16 protein-coding genes and 1 pseudogene are annotated in these 19,273 nt (G+C 74.6%); 16 read left to right on the top strand and 1 reads right to left on the bottom strand.

What is annotated here, in order from left to right:
- Positions 1 to 84 precede the first annotated feature (84 nt).
- The 15 genes and pseudogenes from pelF (at position 85) to cobM (ending at position 17,283) form a co-directional block, all read left to right on the top strand.
- Positions 85 to 1,590 (top strand): GT4 family glycosyltransferase PelF, encoded by a 1,506-nt coding sequence (pelF, locus tag HYQ63_RS03465; protein WP_179932449.1) that lies wholly within the window; start codon positions 85 to 87, stop codon positions 1,588 to 1,590.
- Positions 1,587 to 3,068, top strand: a complete 1,482-nt coding sequence (locus tag HYQ63_RS03460; protein ID WP_179932448.1) for a hypothetical protein — start codon at positions 1,587 to 1,589, stop codon at positions 3,066 to 3,068. The genes pelF and HYQ63_RS03460 overlap by 4 nt, the downstream gene beginning before the upstream one ends.
- A 63-nt stretch (positions 3,069 to 3,131) precedes the next feature.
- Positions 3,132 to 4,166 carry a GDP-mannose 4,6-dehydratase gene (locus HYQ63_RS03455; protein WP_179932447.1) on the top strand — a complete coding sequence of 345 codons (1,035 nt, stop codon included), beginning with the start codon at positions 3,132 to 3,134 and terminating at the stop codon, positions 4,164 to 4,166.
- Between the two features lie 38 nt (positions 4,167 to 4,204).
- Positions 4,205 to 4,918, top strand: a complete 714-nt coding sequence (locus HYQ63_RS03450) for a sugar phosphate nucleotidyltransferase (protein WP_179932446.1) — start codon at positions 4,205 to 4,207, stop codon at positions 4,916 to 4,918.
- Positions 4,919 to 4,926: 8 nt separating this feature from the next.
- A complete protein-coding gene (locus HYQ63_RS03445; protein WP_179939705.1) occupies positions 4,927 to 5,949 on the top strand; it encodes an NAD(P)-dependent oxidoreductase in 1,023 nt (340 codons plus the stop codon).
- Positions 5,946 to 6,620, top strand: a complete 675-nt coding sequence (locus HYQ63_RS03440) for a spherulation-specific family 4 protein (RefSeq protein WP_179932445.1) — start codon at positions 5,946 to 5,948, stop codon at positions 6,618 to 6,620. The genes HYQ63_RS03445 and HYQ63_RS03440 overlap by 4 nt, the downstream gene beginning before the upstream one ends.
- Positions 6,617 to 7,435: an endo alpha-1,4 polygalactosaminidase gene (locus HYQ63_RS03435; RefSeq protein ID WP_179932444.1), complete on the top strand. Its 819-nt coding sequence runs from the start codon at positions 6,617 to 6,619 to the stop codon at positions 7,433 to 7,435. The genes HYQ63_RS03440 and HYQ63_RS03435 overlap by 4 nt, the downstream gene beginning before the upstream one ends.
- A 444-nt stretch (positions 7,436 to 7,879) precedes the next feature.
- Positions 7,880 to 8,220: pseudogene (locus tag HYQ63_RS03430) on the top strand (cytochrome P450); the annotation flags it as partial.
- 348 nt (positions 8,221 to 8,568) lie between these two features.
- The gene (gene mutA, locus HYQ63_RS03425) at positions 8,569 to 10,467 is read left to right on the top strand and encodes a methylmalonyl-CoA mutase small subunit (RefSeq protein ID WP_179932443.1); all 1,899 of its coding nucleotides are present in this window, start codon (positions 8,569 to 8,571) and stop codon (positions 10,465 to 10,467) included.
- Positions 10,467 to 12,707 carry a methylmalonyl-CoA mutase gene (scpA, locus tag HYQ63_RS03420; RefSeq protein ID WP_179932442.1) on the top strand — a complete coding sequence of 747 codons (2,241 nt, stop codon included), beginning with the start codon at positions 10,467 to 10,469 and terminating at the stop codon, positions 12,705 to 12,707. Before mutA ends, scpA begins: the two co-directional genes overlap by 1 nt.
- A complete protein-coding gene (meaB, locus tag HYQ63_RS03415) occupies positions 12,707 to 13,702 on the top strand; it encodes a methylmalonyl Co-A mutase-associated GTPase MeaB (RefSeq protein WP_179932441.1) in 996 nt (331 codons plus the stop codon). Before scpA ends, meaB begins: the two co-directional genes overlap by 1 nt.
- A complete protein-coding gene (locus HYQ63_RS03410) occupies positions 13,703 to 14,425 on the top strand; it encodes a (2Fe-2S)-binding protein (protein ID WP_179932440.1) in 723 nt (240 codons plus the stop codon).
- 59 nt (positions 14,426 to 14,484) lie between these two features.
- Positions 14,485 to 15,234, top strand: coding sequence for an acyltransferase (locus HYQ63_RS03405; protein WP_179932439.1), 750 nt, complete (start codon positions 14,485 to 14,487; stop codon positions 15,232 to 15,234).
- A 49-nt stretch (positions 15,235 to 15,283) separates the two neighbouring features.
- The gene (cbiE, locus tag HYQ63_RS03400; RefSeq protein WP_179932438.1) at positions 15,284 to 16,516 is read left to right on the top strand and encodes a precorrin-6y C5,15-methyltransferase (decarboxylating) subunit CbiE; all 1,233 of its coding nucleotides are present in this window, start codon (positions 15,284 to 15,286) and stop codon (positions 16,514 to 16,516) included.
- A complete protein-coding gene (gene cobM, locus HYQ63_RS03395; protein WP_179932437.1) occupies positions 16,513 to 17,283 on the top strand; it encodes a precorrin-4 C(11)-methyltransferase in 771 nt (256 codons plus the stop codon). Before cbiE ends, cobM begins: the two co-directional genes overlap by 4 nt.
- Before the next feature lie 17 nt (positions 17,284 to 17,300).
- Here the strand turns inward: cobM and HYQ63_RS03390 are convergent, their stop codons facing one another.
- Positions 17,301 to 18,479: a cobalt-precorrin-5B (C(1))-methyltransferase gene (locus tag HYQ63_RS03390; RefSeq protein ID WP_373689020.1), complete on the bottom strand. Its 1,179-nt coding sequence runs from the start codon at positions 18,477 to 18,479 to the stop codon at positions 17,301 to 17,303.
- A 35-nt stretch (positions 18,480 to 18,514) separates the two neighbouring features.
- Here HYQ63_RS03390 and HYQ63_RS03385 point away from each other — a divergent pair, with 35 nt between their 5' ends.
- A complete protein-coding gene (locus HYQ63_RS03385; protein ID WP_179932435.1) occupies positions 18,515 to 19,273 on the top strand; it encodes a cobalt-precorrin-6A reductase in 759 nt (252 codons plus the stop codon).

Genomic DNA, 19,273 nt, shown 5'->3' with positions numbered 1-19,273 from the left:
CCACCCCCTCCTTCACCGCGGCGTTCACCGCTGCCCTCGTCCGCCGCCGTCCGCACGGCGCCGTCCTGGAGAGACCGAACCGACATGCGAGGACCGCTTGCCGAGCCCACGGCCGGCACCGTCTCGGTGACCCTGCTCACCGAGGGCACCTACCCGCACGGCCACGGCGGGGTCAGCGTGTGGTGCGACCAACTCGTGCGGGGCATGCCGGACATCGACTTCCGGGTCATCGCGGTGACCGGCACCGGACGGGAACCGCTCGCCTGGGAGCTGCCCGCCCAGGTGCGCGGCGTGGACTGCCTGCCGCTGTGGGGACCGCCCCCGGCGGTCCGGGTGCGCGCCCCGCGCGGGCGGGCGATGCGGACGTTCCTGGCCGGGTACGAGCGCTTCCTGCTCGCCCTGCTCGACCCGGCCCAGGAGCACGCCTTCGCGCCGGAGCTGTACCGGCTCGCGGAGTACGCCCAACGCGGCACCCTCTCCGCGGCAATGGCCTCGGAGTCCGCGGCCCGCGCCCTGGCCCGAATATGGACCCGGCCGCATCTGCCCACCGCCGCCGCCCGCCCCACCCTGCACGACGCCCTGACCGCGACCGACCTGCTGGAACACGCCCTGCGCCCGCTCGCCGCCCGGCCCCCGGCCGAGGGCGTCGCCCACGCGGTGAGCGGCGGACTCGCGGCGCTGCCGGGCCTGGTGGCCCGGGAGCGGTACGGCACTCCCTTCCTGCTCACCGAGCACGGCGTCTATCTGCGCGAGCGCTACCTCGGCTTCCGCGCCGAACCGTACAGCTGGCCGGTCAAGTCGCTGCTGCTCGGCTTCTTCCGGCTGCTGGCGATCGAGAGCTACCGGCGTGCCGCGCTCGTGACCCCCGGCAACCGCTACAACCGGCGCTGGGAGGAGCACGGCGGCACCCCGCCGGACCGCATCCGCACCGTGTACAACGGCGTCGACCCGGCCGCCTTCCCGCCCGCCGGTCCCGAACCCGGCGTCCCCACCCTGAGCTGGGCGGGCCGCGTCGACCCGATCAAGGACCTGGAGACGCTGATCCGCGCCTTCGCCCTCGTGCGCAAGGAGCTGCCCGACGCGCGGCTGCGCCTCTTCGGGGGCACACCGCGCGGCGCGGAGGGCTACCGCGACGGATGCCAGTCGCTCGCCGTGGAGCTGGGCGTGTCCGACGCCGTCACCTTCGAGGGGCGGGTGGAGGACATCCGGGACGCCTACGCGGCGGGGAACGTGGTCATGCTCTCCAGCATCAGCGAGGGCTTCCCCTTCACCCTCATCGAGGCCATGTCCTGCGGCCGCGCCACCGTGTCGACCGATGTGGGCGGTGTGCGCGAGGCGGTCGGCGACAGCGGCCTCGTCGTCCCGCCGCGCGACCCGGAGCGCATGGCGCGGGCGGCGCTCACGCTGCTGGGCGACCCCGCGCTGCGGGCCGGAATGGGGGAGGCGGCCCGGCTGCGGGTGATCGAACAGTTCACCCTGCGCCGGACCATCAGCGCCTTCCGCGAGATCTACCACGAGCTGGACGCCACGTCCCCGGCCACCGCCACCGCGGCTCCGGAGATGGCGCTGGTCGCGGGAGGTACGGCATGAGCGGCCCGCTGCGGCTCGTACCGCCCGGCCCGGCCACGTCCGGCCCGGCCACGTCCGTACCGCCGCCGCGCCTGTCCGGCGGTCGCCGTCGTCGGCCTCGCTGGGCCGACGACCCGATCGACGAACTCATCGCCGACCGGGGCGAGTTGATCGCCGAAGCCGTCCACCCCGACGAGATCGCGGCCGTACTGGAGGCCGACGGGCTGACCGGGGACCAGGCGCAGGAGCGCTTCGGGCGCCGGGACACCTTCGAGCTGGCGGCCGAGCTGTACGCACGCGTACCGCGCCGTCACCCCGGACCGCCGCCGCGCACCGACCCCTGGGCCGCGCGCCCCGGACGGTTCGTGTTCCGCGGGCTGGTGTTCGCCCTGCCCGGGCTCGGCTACGCGCTGGGCGCGCCGTTCCTCAGCGGCCCGCCCGACGTCCTCGGGCTGCCCGCCGGAAGCGGTGCGCTCACCGCCTCCGCGCTGGTCGGCTGGGCCTGGAACCAGGCGCTCGCCCACCGTGCGTACACCCGGCTGGCGTCGGGCGGCCGCGCGGCGGCCGGGCGGTGCCTGCGCCTCGGCGCCCCGCTGGGCGCGCTGCTCGCGTGCCTGGCCGCGCTGCTGCTGCCCGCCCCCGGTGCGGCGCTCGCCTTCGCGGCGGGACAGTCGGCCTATCTGGCGGCGGCCACGGCACTGCTCGTCCTCGGCAGGGAACGGCTGCTGCCGCTGGCGCTGCTGCCGACGGCGGTGGGCGCGGGACTGTCGCTCGCCGTCGAACTGCCCTCCTGGGTGCGGGTGTCGGCGCTGCTCGCCACGGTCGGTGCCGTGCTGGCGGCGGCCGCCCGCGTCACCGTACGGGCCGTCGATCCCGAGGCCGCTCCAGGCGCGGTCCCGCCGCTGACCGCCTCGCTGCCGTACGGGCTGTTCGGGCTCGGGTGTGCCGTGCTCACCACCGTGGCCGCGCTCGGCGACATGGTGCGGTACGGGGCGGGGGCGGCGCTGGCCGGCGCCGTGGTGATCGCACTGACCCTCAGCATGGGCGCCGCCGAATGGCTGCTCCACCGCTGCCGGGGGCTCGCGCTCGCCGCGCTCGCCCACAGCACCGGCTCGGCCGGTCTGCGGCTGCGGGCCGCCCGGGTGCTCGGGCTCTGCCTGACCGGATACCTCGCCGCCCTGACCGCGCTCGTGTTCGCCACCCACGCACTGTGGCCCGCCGCGTCCCCGGGCACCGCGCCACCACCGCTGGGGGCCGCCCGGCTGCTCGCGGTCCTGGCCCTCGGCGCGGTGCTGTGGAGCGGGCTGCTGCTCCAGGCGTTCGGCAGCGCCTGGTTCCCCGCCGCGGTGTGCCTGACCGCGGCCGGGGCCGAAACCGCCGCGCTCGCGCTGAAGATCTCCGCCCCGGCGGTCGTCCAACTCGCGGTCTGCGGCGCGGCGTCGGCCGTCCTGCTGGCCTTCGCCACCGCACTCCTCGGCCGGATCACCACCCACCGCTGAGCCACCTCTCACCTCTTCCTGAAGCACCACCACAACACCCCGCAACAGAAGTGGAGTTCCCGCATGTCCGAAAACACGCCGAGCCCGGCCGCCACCACCTCGGCCACCACCCCCGTCGCCGTCACCGGCGCGGAGGGGTTCATCGGCTCGCACCTGGTCGAGGCGCTGGTCGCCACCGGCCACCGGGTGCGCGCGATGGTGCAGTACAACTCCTTCTCCGACTTCGGATGGCTGGAGACCCTGCCCCAGGACGTGCTGTCCGAGGTCGAGGTCGTCCTCGGCGACGTCCGTGACCCCGGGTCGGTCACCGGCCTGGTCAAGGGCGCCGAGGCGGTCTACCACCTCGCCGCGCTGATCGCGATCCCGTACTCGTACCGCGCCCCGCACTCGTACGTCGACACCAATGTCACCGGCACCCTCAACGTGCTGGAGGCCGTGCGCCACCTGGAGATCCCGCGCCTGGTCCACACCTCCACCAGCGAGACGTACGGCACCGCGCAGACCGTCCCGATCACCGAGGACCACCCCATCAACACCCAGTCCCCGTACGCCGCTTCGAAGGCGGGCGGCGACCGGCTGGCCGACAGCTACCACGCGAGCTTCGGCACCCCCGTGGTCACCCTGCGGCCGTTCAACACCTTCGGCCCGCGCCAGTCCATGCGCGCCGTCATCCCGACCGTGATCGGCCAGGTGGCCGCCGGGGAGCGCACCGTCACCCTCGGGGACCTGCGCCCCACCCGCGACTTCACGTACGTCAAGGACACCGCGGCCGCCTTCCTCGCCGTCGGCACCGCGCCCGCCGCGGACGTGGTCGGCCGCACCTTCAACGCGGGCACCGGCGGGGAGATCTCCGTCGGCGACCTGGTCACCCTCGTCGGCAAGCTGATGGACACCGACCTCGACGTCCGCGAGGACACCCAGCGCGTACGCCCCGCCGACTCCGAGGTGATGCGGCTGGTCTGCGACGCCTCCCGGCTGCGCGCCGCGACCGGCTGGGCCCCGGCCCACAGCCTCGAAGAGGGCCTCGAGCACACCATCGCCTTCTTCCGCGACCCGGCGAACCTCGCCCGCTACAAGACCGACATCTACAACGTCTGACCCCCGCCACCCTTCGTACCGGAGAGGAACCCCACCCCATGCACGCAGTCATCCTGGCCGGCGGCAAAGGCGTCCGGCTGCGCCCGTACACCACCGCGCTGCCCAAGCCGCTCGTCCCGATCGGCGAGCAGCACGCGATCCTGGAGATCGTGATGCGCCAGCTCGCGGCGGCCGGTTTCACCAGCTGCACGCTGGCCATCGGCCACCTGGGCCACATCATCCGGGCGTACGTCGGCAACGGCTCCCAGTGGGGCCTGCGCGTCGGATACGCGACCGAGGACAGCCCGCTGGGCACCATGGGCCCGCTGCTCACCATGCTCGACCGGCTGCCCGAGCACTTCCTGGCGATGAACGGCGACGTCCTCACCGACCTCGACTTCGGCGACGTGCTGCGCAGACATGAGGAAGCCGAGGCGCCGCTGACGATCGCGACCTACGCTCGCCAGGTGAACATCGACTTCGGCGTCCTCAACACCGACGAGGGCCGGGTGGTCGGCTTCGCCGAGAAGCCGAGCATGGACTACCGCGTCTCCATGGGCGTCTACGGCGTCTCCCGCGACGCCCTCGCCCGCTACACCCCGGGCCTGCCGCTGGGCTTCGACGAGCTGGTGCTGGACCTGCTGGAGGCCGGGACCCCGCCGCAGGCGTACGAGTTCGACGGCTACTGGCTGGACATCGGACGGCCCGACGACTACGACCGGGCCAACGCCGAGTTCGACGCCCGCCGCGGCATGCTGATCAAGGGAGCGTGAGCGGGCCCGTGCGCATCCTCGTACTGGGCGCCACCGGCTTCCTCGGCGGGCACACCGTCCGGCATCTGCGCGCCCTGTCCGGCGTGCGGGTGCTGGTCGGCGCCCGCCCGGCCGCCCCCGCCCCCAACACCGCTCCGCGGCCCGGCCCGACCCCCGGCCCGACCCCCGGCCCGACCGCCGATCCGGCCCCCGATCTGACCGTGGATCTGGCCACCGCCGACCCGGCCGAGCTGGCCGACGCCCTGCGGACCCTCGCCCCCGACGCCGTGATCAACTGCGCGGGCGCGGTCGGCGGCGGCGCGGTCGCGCTCGCCGGGGCCAACGCGCGCGGCCCGGCCGTCCTGTGCGAGGCGCTGGCCGCCGCCGCGCCCGCGGCCCGCCTCGTCCACCTCGGCTCGGCGGCCGAGTACGGGGCGGGCGAGCCCGGCCGCCCCCTCGGCGAGAACGCGCCCGCACGCCCGCTCGGCGTGTACGGCGCGACCAAGCTGGCCGGTACCCTCGCCGTCCTCGACTCGGGCCTGGACGCCGTGGTCTTGAGGGTGTTCAACCCGCTCGGCCCCGGTTCCCCGGCCGCGAGCCTGCCCGGGCGGCTCGCCGCCGAGCTGCGGCTCGCGATGCGGCGTGACCCCAACGACGCCGACGACACTGACGACGCCGACGAGCCGGCCGCCACCGTCCGCGTCGGGGACCTGTCCGCCCACCGCGACTTCGTGGACGTCCGCGACGTCGCCCGGGCCGCCGGTCTCGCCGCCACCGCGCCCGGCCGGGCCCCGCGCCTCCTCACCATCGGCGGCGGCACGGCCCGCCCGGTGCGGGAGGTGGCCGAGGGGCTGGTGAGGGAGAGCGGCTTCCGCGGCCGCATCGAGGAGAGCGGCGGCGGCTCGGCCCGTTCGGCCGCCGTCAGCTGGCAGCAAGCGGACATCGGGGCCGCCGGGCGGCTGCTCGGCTGGCAGCCCCGGTACTCCTTCGCCGAGTCGCTGACCGGTCTGTGGGCGGCGAGCAAGGACCCGGCCGAAACGCCCGCCCGATGACGGCCCATCAGCGCCGTCTGCTCGTACCCCTGTACGTCCACCCGGCGGCCGATCCGCACCCCTGGCGGGTGCTGGAGCGGGCCGCCGGGCGGCTGTACGGGGTCGTCCTCAACCGGGCGGACGGGCCGGGCATCCGCCCCGACCCGGTGTTCGCCGAGGCCGCCGCGCGGCTGCGCGCCGCGGGCGCCCCGCTGCTCGGGTACGTCGACACCGCGTACGGCCGCCGCCGGGTGGGCGCGGTGCTCACCGACGTCCGGCGGCATCGCCGCTGGTACGGCGTGGACGGCGTGTTCCTCGACCGGACCGCGGCGCACGCCGCGACGCTGCCCCGCTACCGGCGGCTGGCGCTGGCGTCCCGGGTGCTGGGCGCCCGTACGGTCGTGTTCAACCCCGGCACCCACCCCGATCCGCGGTACGCCGCCCTGGCCGACCTGCTGGTCACCTTCGAGGGCCGGTGGGACACCTACCGGCAGGCCGAGGTGCCGGACTGGACCGCCGCCCACCCGCCGGGACGCTTCTGCCATCTGGTGTACGACGTGCCCGGCGGGCGGGCCGGACAGGTGGGCCGCACCGCCCGGGCGCGCGGCGCCGCCGTGCACTGCGCGGTGCCCGGAGCGGGCGCCAACCCCTGGCGGTCCGCGCCCGACGAGCTGGAGGAGGCATCCCGGTGACCGTACGGACGGCGCTGACGGCGCGGCGCGTGACGGCGGCGCTGATCGCCGCACTGCTGCTGATCCTGACCGGGTGCTCGGGCGGCGGGTCCGCGGACCGCGGCGGTGACCGGCCCCCGCGCTGGCAGCCCCGGCCCGGCACCGCCTGGCAGTGGCAGCTGGCGGGCCGGATCGACGAGTCGGTCGACGTACCCGTCTACGACATCGACGGCTTCGAGAACTCCGCCCGCACCGTCGCCCGGCTGCACGCCCGGGGCCGCAAGGTGATCTGCTACATCAACGTCGGCGCCTGGGAGAACTTCCGGCCCGATCGCGCCGCCTTCCCCCGGTCCCTGCTGGGCCGGGGGAATGGCTGGCGGGGCGAACGCTGGCTGGACATCCGCCGGCTCTCCGTCCTGCGCCCGCTCATGGCCGAGCGGATGGACATGTGCCGCGCCAAGGGCTTCGACGCGGTGGAGCCCGATCTGACGGATGGTTACCGCAACCGCACCGGCTTCCCGCTCACCGCCGCCCACCAGCTCGCCTACAACCGCGCGATGGCGCGGCTGGCCCATGAGCGGGGACTGGCCATCGGCCTGAAGAACGACCTCGACCAGATCCCCCAGCTGGTGCGGGACTTCGATTTCGCGGTCAACGAGGAATGCGCCCAGTACGACGAGTGCGACAAGCTCACGCCCTTCATCCGGCGGAAGAAGGCGGTCTTCCACGTCGAGTACGCCCTGAAGCCGGGGGACTTCTGCCCGACCGCGAAGCGGCTGCGCCTCAGCTCGATGCAGAAGCGGCTGGACCTGGACCCCTGGCGCCGCCCCTGCTGAGCGCCGTCCGCGGCCCCCTCTTCTGGTGCTATATCCGGCCATTCTGCCAAGGACCCGGCCGGACCCGAATCCCGTGCCCGCGCGATACCGCGCGGGCTCGGTGTCATATCCGTCCAGCGCCCCGAGATCGCGCGTGTCAAGGCCCAAGGGCCTCGGTGCGGGGATTGGCAACTTGCTGCCGAAGGGGAAGCAGCGGCGCTCAGACGCGGTTTGCTGATTCAAGCAGACGGACAACGGCCTGCGGCGGTGATCGGGGGGACCAAGAGCGAGGTGGCCCTGGACGGGGGTCGGGGCCGCCCGTGGCGCAGGCGGCGTCGGGGAGATTCAGCCCCGACGCCGCCTCCCGGCCACCGCGTCCGACGAACGGGCCCCAGCGGCCCCCAGGGGTGGAGTCATGCCGCACACCGCCGATACCGCCGCCGACACCGCCGTCGATACGGCCGCGCAATCCGCCGCTTTCCCTCGGAGGACATCGAGATCGGCGGTGTGACGGTCCCCGCCGGGGAGACCGTGCTGCTCTCCGTGGCCTCGGCGCACCGCGGTCCGGCGCACTTCCAGGACCCGGACGCTCTCAATCCGCATATTGGCCGATCCGGGCACCTTGCCCTCGGTCATGGCCTCCACTACTGCCTGGGCGCACCGCTGGCCCGGATGGAGACCGACATCGCTCTGGCCACGCCGTTGTCCCGTTTTCCGGGGCTGCGGCCGGAGGCGCCGGGGAGGAGCTGCGGTGGCGGCCGACGATCCGTGCACATGGCCTGATCTCGCTCCCTGTGACCTGGTGAGCGAAGGGGCGAACAAGTTTTTGATGCATAACCCTCGGTGGATGCGGTAAAAAGGTCATCGAGCCCGCCCGGTGTGCATCCCCCGTCGCACCGGGCGGGCCTCTGTGTGAGAGCACTTCTCTCTCGGCGTGAGCACACTCCTCACCGCGGTCGCGAGCGCGCCGCGGGCACCCCCGGACAGCACCCGCAGACCGCACTCGCGCCGGATGTCACGGCAACCCCTACGGCCCCCATAAACCCCTGACTTACCGACCGGTAATCGGGCGGAACCGGGCATCCGGGGCCGAGAGTAAGCTCACATCCCTACCCTCTGCTGCGGCTTTAGCCGAGGCCATTAGCCTCCCTTTCATGACGGTCCTGCCCGACGGGCTTCCCCTAGCCGATGAGTTCCCGGATGTGACGCGAGACGAGTGGCATCGCCTCGTGGAAGGCGTGCTGCGTAAAACCGGCGCGTCGGACGCCACGGGCGTACACGCCGAAGACGCCCTCGCGACCGAGGTCGAGGACGGCATCACCGTCCGCCCCCTCTACACGTCCCAGGACGCCCCCCAGGACCCCGGACACCCCGGCTACCCGGGCTTCGCCCCGTATCTGCGCGGCGCGCGCGCCGCGGGATCCGCGGTCTCCGGCTGGGACGTACGCCAGCGGCACGCGCACCCGGACGCGGGCACCACCAACCGGGCCGTGCTCGCGGACCTGGAGAACGGCGCGGGGTCGGTGTGGCTCGCGGTCGGCGAGGGCGGGGTGGCCGTCGACGCGCTGCCCGAGGCCCTGGCCGGTGTCTACCTCGACCTCGCCCCCGTCGTCCTCGACGCGGGCCCCGACTTCGAGGCCGCGGCCCGCGCCCTGCTGCGGCTGTACGCCGACCGTCAGGTGCCGCCGCACGCCGCGCTCGGCAACCTGGGCGCCGACCCGCTGGGCCTGGTGGCCCGCACCGGCCGGGACGCGGACCTGCCCGCCCACCTGGCCGCAGCCGCCGACCTGGCAGTCACCTGCTACCGCGACCACCGCGGCGTCCGGGCCCTCACCGTGGACGCGCTGCCGTACCACGAGGCGGGTGGCGGGGTGGCCCAGGAGCTGGGCTGCTCGCTGGCCGCCGGGGTGGCGTATCTGCGCGCGCTGACCGGGGCCGGGATGACGGTCGAGGCGGCCTGTGCCGAGCTGGAGTTCCGCTACGCGGCCACCGCCGACCAGTTCACCACCATCGCCAAGCTGCGCGCCGCCAGGCGGCTGTGGGCGCGGGTGGCGGAGGCGTGCGGGGCGGCGACGGGCTCGGCGGAGTGCGCCCAGCGCCAGCACGCCGTCACCTCGCCGGTGATGATGACCCGGCGCGACCCCTGGGTGAACATGCTCCGCACCACCGTGGCGAGCCTGGCCGCCGGGGTCGGCGGCGCCGACGCGGTCACGGTGCTGCCGTTCGACAGCGCGATCGGCCTGCCGGACGACTTCGCCCGCCGTATCGCCCGCAACACCTCCACGATCCTCCTGGAGGAGTCGGGGCTGGCCCGGGTGATCGACCCGGCCGGCGGCTCCTGGTACGTCGAGTCGCTGACCGAGGAGATCTGCCGCGCCGCGTGGGCCTGGTTCCAGGAGATCGAGCGGGCCGGGGGACTGGCCGCCGCCCTCGCCTCCGGCCTGGTGCGCGACCGGCTGGCCGCGACCTGGGAGCGCCGCTCGCGCGACCTCGCCCGCCGCAAGGAGCCGATCACCGGTGTGAGCGAGTTCCCCAACCTGGCCGAGCCGCCGGTCCGGCGCGAGGCCGCGCCCGAGCGGTCCGGCGGCGGGCTGCCGCGGGTGCGCCGCGACGAGGCGTACGAGGCGCTGCGCGCCCGCTCCGACGCGCATCTGGCCGACCGGGGTGCCCGGCCCCGGGTGTTCCTGGCCGCGCTGGGACCCGCGGCGGTGCACACCGCCCGCGCCTCCTTCGCCACCAACCTCTTCCAGGCGGGCGGCATCGAGGCCGTGCAGGAACCGGCCACGGTCGACGCCGAGTCGGTGGCCGAGGCGTTCGCCGCGAGCGGCGCCACGGTGGCGTGCCTGTGCTCCAGCGACAAGGTGTACGCGGAGCAGGCGGTGGCCGTCGCCGAGCGGCTGAAGGCCGCCGGGGCGGCCCGGGTCCTGCTGGCCGGACGGCCTGGGACACTTCAAGACGAGTACGAGCGGGCCGGGGTGGACGGTTTCGTCTTCGCCGGCTGTGACGCGGTCGAGGTGCTGTCCTCGGCTCTGGACATCATGGGGGTGCGGTGATGGGCGGCAGTCCGGTGGAAGCGGGCGGGATCCCGGATTTCTCGGCCGTCGAGTTCGAGGGACCGGCCGACGAGGCGGCGTGCCGAGGCGGTGCCGGTTCCGCCGCCTGGGCCGCCGCGGTGCAGGACAGCGTCGGCAAGGGCGTCGAGGACCTGGTGTGGGACACCCCGGAGGGCATCGGCGTCAAGCCGCTGTACACCGCGGAGGACCTGGACGGGGTGGACTTCCTGGACACCTACCCGGGCGTGGCGCCGTATCTGCGCGGCCCGTACCCGACGATGTACGTCAACCAGCCCTGGACGATCCGGCAGTACGCGGGCTTCTCCACCGCGGAGGAGTCCAACGCGTTCTACCGCCGCAACCTGGCGGCCGGGCAGAAGGGCCTGTCGGTCGCCTTCGACCTGCCCACCCACCGCGGCTACGACAGCGACCACCCCCGGGTGACCGGTGACGTCGGCATGGCGGGCGTGGCCATCGACTCGATCTACGACATGCGGCAGCTCTTCGACGGCATCCCGCTGGACCGGATGTCGGTGTCGATGACGATGAACGGCGCGGTGCTGCCCATCCTCGCGCTCTACATCGTGGCCGCCGAGGAGCAGGGCGTACCGCCCGAGAAGCTGGCCGGGACCATTCAGAACGACATCCTCAAGGAGTTCATGGTCCGCAACACCTACATCTATCCGCCGCAGCCGTCGATGCGGATCATCTCCGACATCTTCGCCTTCACCTCGCAGCGGATGCCGCGCTACAACTCCATCTCCATCTCCGGCTACCACATCCAGGAGGCCGGGGCCACGGCCGACTTGGAGCTGGCGTACACCCTCGCCGACGGGGTGGAGTACCTGCGGGCCGGGCTCGACGCCGGGATGGACGTGGACGCGTTCGCGCCGCGGCTGTCGTTCTTCTGGGCGATCGGCATGAACTTCTTCATGGAGATCGCCAAGCTGCGGGCGGCCCGGCTGCTGTGGGCCAAGCTGGTCAAGCAGTTCGACCCGAAGAACCCCAAGTCGCTGTCGTTGCGCACCCATTCGCAGACCTCCGGCTGGTCGCTGACCGCGCAGGACGTCTACAACAACGTGACCCGTACGTGTGTCGAGGCCATGGCCGCCACCCAGGGCCACACCCAGTCGCTGCACACCAACGCCCTGGACGAGGCCCTCGCCCTGCCCACCGACTTCTCCGCCCGCATCGCCCGCAACACCCAACTGCTGCTCCAGCAGGAGTCGGGCACCACGCGGGTGATCGACCCGTGGGGCGGCAGCGCCTACGTCGAGAAGCTCACCCACGACCTCGCGCGGCGGGCCTGGCAGCACATCGAGGAGGTCGAGGCGGCCGGGGGCATGGCCAAGGCCATCGACGCGGGCATCCCCAAGATGCGCGTCGAGGAGGCCGCGGCCCGCACCCAGGCGCGGATCGACTCCGGGCGCCAGCCGGTGATCGGCGTCAACAAGTACCGGGTCGACAGTGACGAGCAGATCGAGGTCCTCAAGGTCGACAACTCCTCGGTGCGCGCCCAGCAGATCGAGAAGCTGCGGCGGCTGCGCGCCGAGCGCGACGAGACCGCCTGCCAGGACGCGCTGCGCGCGCTCACCGCCGCCGCCGAATCCGGCCCCGGCAGCGGGCTGGAGGGCAACCTGCTGGCGCTCGCCGTGGACGCCGCCCGCGCCATGGCCACCGTCGGGGAGATCTCCGACGCGCTGGAGAAGGTCTACGGCCGCCACTCCGGCCAGATCCGTACCATCTCCGGTGTGTATCGAGACGAGGCCGGACCGTCGTCCGGTGTGGACCGCACCCGTGCGCTGGTGGAGAAGTTCGAGAGCGCCGAGGGCCGCCGCCCCCGCATCCTGGTCGCCAAGATGGGCCAGGACGGGCACGACCGCGGCCAGAAGGTGATCGCGACCGCCTTCGCCGACCTGGGCTTCGACGTCGACGTCGGCCCGCTGTTCCAGACGCCGGAGGAGGTCGCCCGGCAGGCGGTGGAGGCCGATGTGCACATCGTCGGCGTCTCGTCGCTGGCCGCCGGCCACCTCACGCTGGTGCCCGCGCTGCGCGAGCAGCTGGCCGAGGCGGGCCGCGAGGACATCACCGTCGTCGTCGGGGGCGTCATCCCGCCGCAGGACGTCCAGACCCTGCACGAGGCCGGTGCCGCCGCCGTCTTCCTGCCGGGCACGGTCATCCCGGACGCCGCCCACGACCTGGTGCGGAAGCTGGCCGCCGACCTCGGCCACGAGCTGTAATGCCGCGGACGATCGACATCGACGAGTACGCCAAGGGCGTGCTCGACGGCAAGCGTGCGTACATCGCCCGCGCCATCACCCTCGTCGAGTCCACCCGGGCCGACCACCGTGACCTCGCCCAGCGGCTGCTGATCGAGCTGCTGCCGCACACCGGCGGGGCGCGGCGGGTCGGCATCAGCGGGGTGCCCGGGGTGGGCAAGTCGACCTTCATCGATGCCCTGGGCACCATGCTCACCGGGCTCGGCCACAGGGTGGCGGTGCTCGCCGTCGACCCGTCCTCCAGCCGTACGGGCGGCTCCATCCTGGGCGACAAGACCCGGATGGAGCGGCTGGCCGTCGACCCGAACGCCTTCGTACGGCCCTCGCCGAGCGCCGGGACGCTCGGCGGGGTCGCCCGCGCCACCCGCGAGTCCATGGTGGTGATGGAGGCCGCGGGCTACGACGTGGTGCTTGTGGAGACCGTCGGCGTGGGCCAGTCAGAGACCGCCGTCGCGGGCATGGTCGACACCTTCCTGCTCCTCTCCCTGGCCCGCACCGGCGACCAGTTGCAGGGCATCAAGAAGGGCGTGCTGGAGCTGGCCGACGTCGTCACCATCAACAAGGCGGACGGTCCGCACGCCCGGGACGCCAAGTCCGCGGCCCGCGAACTGGCGGGCGCGCTGCGGCTGTTGCAGCCCCCGGACGCCCCGTGGAACCCGCCGGTGCTCACGTGCTCGGCGCGCGAGAACACCGGGCTCGACGTGGTGTGGGAGCGGCTGGAGCAGCACCGCCGGGTGCTGGAGGCCACCGGCGCGCTGGAGGCCAAGCGCCGCGACCAGCAGGTCGGCTGGACCTGGTCCATGGTGCGCGACCAGCTGCTCGCCCGGCTGCACGCCCACCCCGAGGTGCGCCGCCTCGCGCCCGGCCTCGAACAGGAGGTCCGTGACGGCACGCTGACGGCGACGCTGGCCGCGGACCGGCTGCTGGAGGCGTTCCGTACCCCGGCCGACGGCTGAGTGCCGACCGTGGGATGGGCCGCCGAGGTGGGGCCGTTCTTCGCCCTGCGCACCGGCTCCGCCTCCCGCGATCCGCGTGAGGAGGGCTACGCGCGGATCGGCGAGGCCTACCGGCTGACCGGGGAGGGCACCGCCGCGCCCCTGCTGCGCGGCCGGGTGGAGGCGGTCGCCGCGAGCCTGGGCACCGAGGAGCCGAGGGTCGCGGCCTCCCTCGCCTTCCAGGGGCTCGCCGCCCGCGTATGGTCGCTCGCGCTCGGCCCCGCGGCCCTCTCCGGCACCGTGTACGACCTCCGCCCCGACCAGCTGTGGTGGAACCCCGCGCGCACCGCCCCCGACGACCTGTGGTGGACCGGCCCGCCGCGGGCGAAGGGCGAACCCGGCGGGCTCGCCGGACAGCTCGCCGAGTCCGCGTACGCGCATCTGACGCCGCTGCACCACGCCGTCGGCCGCGCGTACCGGGTCTCGGACCGCCTGCTGTGGGGCAACGCCGCCTCGGCGCTGGTGGGTTCGCTGCGGGTGCTGCACGACTGGTGCCGGGCGCGGGGCCGATACGAGGCGGGGGAGCGGGCGATGGCCGTGGCCCGCGCCCAGTTCGCGTACCCGCCGCTGTGTGACACGGGGGAGTTGACCACCGCGCCGCTCGCTTTCCGGCGCCACACCTGCTGCCTGTACTACCGGGTGCCGGGCGGCGGCCTGTGCGGTGACTGCGTCCTGCGGCGGTGACCGCGTCGTGCGGCGGTGACCGCGTACCGCGGTGCCGGGCGGCCGGATACGGTGTGCACATGCCGAAGAACGAGAACGTGTTCTCATCCTGGCGGGCGTGGCGCCGCCGTGCCACCTCCCGGCTGGTGCACCGCGGATGGCGAGCCGTCCAGAGCGCGGGCGCGGTCACCGCCGAGCGGCCCGGCCCGTACCGCTTCGCCCGCATCGGCACCGGCACTCGGCTGGCGTTCCCCCAGGGCACCATCTTCGGCGAAGCGTGGATCGAACTCGGCGAGCACTGCGTGGTCGGCGAACAGGTGACCCTCACCGCGGGCATGATGCCCGGTGTGGACCTCGGCCCCGATCCGGTTCTGCGCATCGGCAACGGCGTGGTCCTGGGCCGCGGCAGCCATGTCATCGCCTCCCGGGCCGTGGTGTTCGGCGATGACGTGTTCTGCGGCCCGTACATCTACGTGACCAGCGACAACCATTCGTACGACGACCCCCACCAGCCCATCGGCCGCCAGTGGCCGCGCTCCGCCCCCGTCGAGATCGGCTCCGGAAGCTGGCTGGGCGCGGGCGCGGTGATCCTGCCCGGGGCGCGGCTGGGCCGCAACGTCGTCGTGGCGGCCGGGGCGGTCGTACGGGGCGAGGTGCCCGACCACGCCGTGGTCGCCGGGGCGCCCGCCCGCGTCATCCGGCGGTGGGCCCCCGAGGACGGCTGGCAGCCGCCGCTGCGGACGCCCGCGCCCGAGCCGATACCGGCCGGGATGACGGCGGCGGAGCTGCTGGCGCTGGCCGAGGCGGAGCCGGAGGCGGGAGCGTCGTAGCAGGTCAGTAGAGTTGCAGCCGCCCCCCGAACCACTACGAGGAACACCTGTGAGCCCACCACCCACCCCCCTGACCGTCATCGGCATCGGCGCCGACGGATGGGACGGGCTCGCCCCGGCCGGTCGCGAGGCGCTGCGCACGGCCGAGGTCGTCATCGGCGGACCGCGCCAACTCGACCTGCTGCCACCGGACTGCGCCGCCGAGCGGTTGCCCTGGCCGTCGCCCCTGCGCCCCGCCGTCCCCGGGCTGCTCGCCGAACACACCGGGCGCCGGGTCTGTGTGCTGGCGAGCGGCGACCCCATGTTCTTCGGCATCGGCCGCACCCTCACCGAGCTGCTGGGCCCCGGCGCGCTGCGGGTGCTGCCGCATCCGTCGTCCGTCTCCTATGCCTGTGCGCGGCTCGGCTGGGCGCAGGAGGCCACCGAGGTGATCAGCCTCGTCGGCCGCCCCCTCGCCACCCTGTCCCGCGCCCTGTACCCGGGCCGTCGGCTGCTCGTCCTCAGCGCCGGGGCCGGGACCCCGGCCGAGGTCGCCGGGCTGCTGCGGGACCGCGGCTTCGGCCCGACCCGGATGCGGGTCCTGGAACAGCTGGGCGGCGCGCGGGAACACGCCGTCGAGGGCACCGCCGAGGCGTGGCCCCACCCGCCCGGCGACCCCCTCAACGTCATCGCCCTCGACTGCGCCCCGGCGGCGGACACCCGGCACCTGTCCGCCGTCCCCGGGCTGCCGGACGCCGCGTACGAACACGACGGCCAGCTGACCAAGCGCCACATCCGCGCCGCCACCCTCGCCGCCCTCGCCCCCGCCCCGGGCGAACTGCTGTGGGACGTCGGCGGCGGCTCCGGCTCCATCGGCGTGGAGTGGATGCGCGCACACCCCGCCTGCCGCGCGGTGTCCGTCGAACGCGATCCGGTGCGCGCCGACCGCATCACCCGCAACGCCACCGCCCTCGGCGTCCCCGCGCTGCGTGTCGTCACCGGCGCCGCCCCGGCCGCCCTGACCGGCCTGCCCACGCCCGACGCCGTCTTCGTCGGCGGCGGCGCCACCACCCCCGGCCTGCTGGAGACCTGCTGGGACGCCCTCCCGCCGGGCGGCCGCCTCGTGGTCAACACCGTGACCCTCGAATCCGAAGCCCTGCTCACCACCTGGTACACCCGCCACGGCGGCGACCTGGTCCGCCTCGCCGTCTCGCACGCCACCCCCGTGGGCGGCTTCACGGGATGGCGCCAGGCGATGCCGGTCACCCAGTGGTCCACCACCAAACGCGGAGAAACACGATGACGGTGTACTTCATCGGCGCGGGCCCCGGCGCCGCCGATCTCATCACCCTGCGCGGCGCGCGGACCCTCGGGCGCTGCCGGGTGTGCCTCTACGCGGGCAGCCTCGTACCGCGCGAACTGCTGGCCGAATGCCCGCCGGACGCCCGGCTCGTCGACACCGCCGGGCTCGACCTCGACCAGATCACCGCCGAGTTCGCCGCCGCGCACGAGGCGGGCCACGACGTGGCCCGCCTCCACTCCGGCGATCCGTCGGTCTTCAGCGCTGTCGCCGAGCAGATGCGGCGCCTCGACGCGGCCGGGATCCCGTACGAGGTCGTCCCCGGCGTCCCCGCCTTCGCGGCCGCGGCCGCGGCGCTGGGCCGGGAGCTGACCGTGCCGACCGTCGGCCAGACCGTCATCCTCACCCGCATCGCCCAGCAGGCCACCCCCATGCCCGACGGCGAGGACCTCGCCACCCTCGGCCGCAGCCGCGCCCTGCTCGTCCTGCACCTCGCCGCCCGCTACGTGGACCGCGTGGTCGACGAGCTCCTCCCGCACTACGGCGCCGACTGCCCGGCCGCCGTGGTCGCCATGGCCAGCCGCCCCGACGAACTGGTGCTGCGCGGCACCCTGGCGGACATCGCGGACCAGGTGAAGGCGGCCGGTGTGGTGCGCACGGCTGTCATCATGGTGGGCCGCACCCTGGCCGCCGAGCAGTTCCGCGACAGCCACCTCTACTCCCCGGAGCGCGACCGCCCCCACCCCCCGTGTGACACGCCCGGCAGCTGAGCGCTCGCGTGGGTGCGTCAGACCTCCCGCGGTCCGCGGGAGGCGGCGCGGCCCACGATCGTGCCCGCGCGGTCTATGCAGATCACGTCGACCGCGACCGGGGCCCCGCGCAGGACGCCCAACGCCGTGTCACGGGCCGCTGCCGCGACCAGATCGCCGAGGGGCACGCCCCGGGCCGCGCACAGCTGCACCGTTTCCAGGCCGGTGTTGGCCGCCGCGACCGCCGCGGCCAGTTCCTCGTCCGCGCCGCCGCGGCGGGCCAGATCGGCGAGGTAGGCCTTGTCGACCTGGGAGCGGGAGGAGTGCAGGTCCAGGTGGCCCGCGGCGAGCTTGGAGAGCTTGGCGAAACCGCCCGCGACCGTCAGCCGGTCCACCGGGTGGCGGCGCAGGTACTTCAGCACGGCGCCCGCGAAGTCACCCATGTCCAGCAGGGCGTCCTCGGGCAGCCCGTGCTCGGCCACCGCCACCTTCTCGGAGGTCGACCCCGTACATCCCGCCACGTGCCGCCGCCCCGCCGCCCGCGCCACGTCCACCCCGCGCCGGATGCTGTCGATCCAGGCCGAGCAGGAGTACGGCACCACGATGCCGGTCGTCCCGAGGATGGACAGCCCGCCGAGGATGCCCAGCCGGGGATTCCACGTGCTGCGGGCGATCTCCTCGCCGTGGTCCACCGAGATCTCGATCTCGACGTCACCGCTGCCGCCGTGGCGGGCGGCGACCTCGGCGACGTGGTCGCTCATCATCTGCCGCGGCACGGGGTTGATGGCCGGTTCGCCCACCGCGAGCGGCAGCCCGGGCCGGGTGACGGTGCCGACGCCGGGCCCGGCCCGGAACACCACGCCGCGGCCCGGGGGCAGGGCCCGTACGGTCGCCCGTACCAGCGCGCCGTGCGTCACATCGGGATCGTCCCCGGCGTCCTTCACGACCGCGGCCATGGCCCGGTCCGCGCCCAGCTCCTCGGCCGCCAGCGCGAACGCGGGCCGCTGGCCCTTCGGCAGCGCGATGGTCACGGGATCGGGGAACTCGCCGCTGAGCAGCGCGGTGTACGCGGCCGTCGTCGCGGCCGTCGCGCACGCCCCCGTGGTCCAGCCGTGCCGCAGCCCGGTGCGCTCCAGCTGCGCCCCGCGGCCCCCGCTCGCCCCGCGGCCCCCGCTCGCCCCGGTCTCCGGCTCAGCCACGGTCCACCCGCCGCGCATACGATGACGGGCGCACCGGCGACGAAAGGCATCCGATGAACAGCGCACCGGCGCGCCACGTGCTCATCCTGGGCGGCACCACCGAGGCCCGCCGACTCGCCGCGGAGCTGGACGGCGATCCCGCCCTGCGCGTCACCAGTTCCCTCGCGGGCCGGGTCGCCGAACCGCGACTGCCCGCCGGGCAGGTGCGGATCGGCGGGTTCGGGGGCCCCGAGGGCATGGCCCGCTGGCTCCGCGAGCACCAGGTGGACGCGCTCATCGACGCCACCCATCCTTTCGCCGACACGATCAGTCACAACGCGGCCCGTGCGGCCGCCGCCGTCCATGTTCCCCTGCTCGCCCTGCGCCGCCCCGGCTGGGTGGCGGGCCCGGGCGACCGCTGGCACCCGGCGGCCTCACTGGAGGAGGCCGCGCGGCTGCTGCCGGAGCTGGGGGAGCGGGTCTTCCTCACCACCGGCCGCATGGGACTGGCCGCCTTCGCCCACCTCACCGCCCCGTGGTTCCTGATGCGCTCGGTCGACGCCCCGCAGCCACCGGTTCCGCCCCGCATGGAGGTCATCCTCGACCGCGGCCCGTTCACCCTCGAAGGCGAAACCGCCCTGCTGCGCCGCCACCGCATCGACGTCCTGGTCACCAAGGACAGCGGCGCCGGGGCCACGGCCCCCAAGCTGGCCGCGGCCCGCGACGCCGGAATCCCCGTGGTCGTCGTCCGGCGCCCGCCCGCCCCGGAGGGCGTCCCGGTGGCCCGGACCCCCGCCGAGGCCGTCGCCTGGCTCCGTACGACCCCGGCCTGA

Origin of the sequence: Streptomyces sp. Rer75, assembly GCF_013414305.1 — a bacterium.
In the GTDB taxonomy this organism is placed as follows: domain Bacteria; phylum Actinomycetota; class Actinomycetes; order Streptomycetales; family Streptomycetaceae; genus Streptomyces; species Streptomyces himastatinicus.
The sequence above is the reverse complement of the archived record's forward strand: the minus strand, read 5'-3'. Positions and strand labels throughout refer to the sequence as shown.